The following is a 1,752-nucleotide window of genomic DNA, read 5'->3' as shown; positions in this document are numbered from 1 at the left end:
CAGTGCAGGGGCGTAAAGCCATCGTTACTCTTCACATTGACGTCAATGCCGTCGATGGTCAGTAACGCCCTGACGAACGCCACGTGCCCTTTTTCGGCAGCGATGTGCAGGGGCGTCGAGCCATGGATATTTTTCCGGTTAACCTGCGGGTTGCCTGGTTTCAGCAGGTATTCCAATGCAGGCAAATTACCGGAACTTGCAAAGCACGCCAGGGGGGTGTCCAGATCATCGTTCAAGAAGCTGGTCAATGGATCACAATGACCGGTTAACAAAAGATTGGACAGGGTTTCTGACTGCCCCAGAATAAGGGCCTGTTTGAACAGTCGCTGGCAATCATGGGGTGTCAGTAACTTTTTCATATCCTCGTGGGAAAAATCAGAGACCTGCCAGCTGGCCAGGCGTGATGTGATTGACAACACATTTATTCCCTGTTGTTGAAGTCTCAATAAGACCGGCTTCAGCAGCGGTGTATCGATCAGCCAGTCCAGTACGCGTGGAGCAATGCCTGGAGAAATGCCGGGAGTAATGAACGTTGTAACAGAGGTAAAATGATCAACTACACATTTGTATAACGTTTCTTTAAAAGTGTCATCGTGCTTAATCAGCTTCTCACTGAGTTGGTTGGCAAGCGCCCTGGTCACCATCGCTGGTATTTTACCAAGCTGTTCGATGGTGGTGTGTTGCAGGAAAAACGAGGCAATATGACGGGCCTTATCGGTTTGCTCCATTGCCTGGGTGAGCAGGGCATAAATGGTGGTTTCAGGCCAGGTTGAGAAGTCAATGGACATTAAATGCGGCAATGTCAGCGAGGTGTGATTATTCGCATTAAAAGTACACGCCAGCCCCGTCGGCAAGTACTGGTCATGATTAAATACCCAGAAGAAAAGCTGCTTGATGGTGCCGATATACCAGGCCGAATCGACACCTGCAGGAATAGTGGCGAACACCTTGGCCGATGATTCACAGAAATGGTTGGCCACCCAGGCCAGTAACTTTTCCCGGTACCGGCCAAGGTAATAGTTGCCATCGCCAGTTTCTTCGATGACGGTCCTGAGATCAAGGGACTGTTCTCCGCCTGTTTGCAGTAAATGATTGACCGGTTTAAAGAGTGCGCTTTCAAGCGTCCCCATTCTCTCTGAAGTCAGTTCAAAGGGGGCAATAACGTCGGTTTCCCATACCTGTACACCCAGTTTTTGCAGGGTTGCACTGAGCTGGTCAGACCACCCGGACGAGAGTTGACGCAGGATGGTACAGGCATTGACTGACAGTGATGCAGCCGCAAGAAATCGCCGGGTAAGGTCATCACCCAGATGGGTCGGTGCCGAAGTGTCAACGATATGGGGAAGCCCCAGATGCTCACAGAAAAGATTGTGCAAACTGTGCTTCCAGTGAACCTCCATGCCTGGTGGTATATCAACCAACCTCTCCCGTTGCAGCTCAAGCAGGAAAGACTGGATAAATTGATCAAACAGCTCACTCCTGACATTGAAGAGCTTCCCGCCCAGCCCTCCCCGTAAGGCTTCCAAATTAAGAAAACTCAGGGTAAAGCGGTCGTGAATAACGGGAGCGCACTCCTGAATGTCGCTCAGGCAGTCATGAAGTATCCCGGCGATGTAATTCTCGCTGTCAACATTTGGATCGTGTTGTTGATCCCTGAGTTGCATGACTAACTGTCGAATCTGGAAGCGTGTCTCACGATACTGGGTGAGCAGGATGTTTTTAAGATGTTCAGGCGGTGATTCCAGTTTCTCG

The 1,752-nt window shown here is 50.3% G+C and carries 1 protein-coding gene; it reads right to left on the bottom strand.

Annotated features, from left to right (window positions below):
• Positions 1–1,752, bottom strand: a 1,752-nt coding sequence (locus ACO6V1_RS23780) for an ankyrin repeat domain-containing protein (RefSeq protein ID WP_422469052.1), incomplete at both ends; no start/stop codon positions are given.

This window comes from Endozoicomonas sp. ALC013 (assembly GCF_049310205.1).
Taxonomy (GTDB): Bacteria; Pseudomonadota; Gammaproteobacteria; order Pseudomonadales; family Endozoicomonadaceae; genus Endozoicomonas.
The sequence above is the reverse complement of the archived record's forward strand: the minus strand, read 5'-3'. Positions and strand labels throughout refer to the sequence as shown.